This window comes from Photobacterium sp. R1 (genome assembly GCF_054600795.1).
Genome location: NZ_BAAHZP010000318.1, coordinates 1 through 320 on the forward strand (window position 1 = coordinate 1; position 320 = coordinate 320).

A 320-nucleotide genomic window follows, 5' to 3' on the forward strand; every position below is an offset into this window, starting at 1 on the left:
AGGATCAGCTGGCACTGATGCGCGATGTTCAGCTCAAGCGTGAGCCGTATCCATCGCCTCGGCTGGTGATTAATCCAGAGATTAAATCACTGGACGATCTGGAAACCTGGGTCACTATGGATGATTTTAAAGTCGAAGATTATCAGCACCATGAGCCGATACAGTATCCGTTTTCCGTCTGATACTAACTAAAAAAACAGAGCCTCACGAATGTGGGGCTTTTTTGTGCCTGAATGATCGGACGCCAAAGCTGCTGACGCCGGCCTGAGCATCCTCAGGTGTTGCTGGTACGGCAGAATAACCGGTTATCATCGAATGAA

Annotated in this window: 1 protein-coding gene; it reads left to right on the forward strand. The window is 48.8% G+C overall.

Translation table 11 applies throughout. The annotated features are described in order from the left end of the window. The coding region (locus ACYP03_RS25220; RefSeq protein WP_459782559.1) for a thymidylate synthase at nucleotides 1-182 on the forward strand (182 nt) is incomplete at its 5' end. Between the last annotated feature and the right edge of the window lie 138 nt (nucleotides 183-320).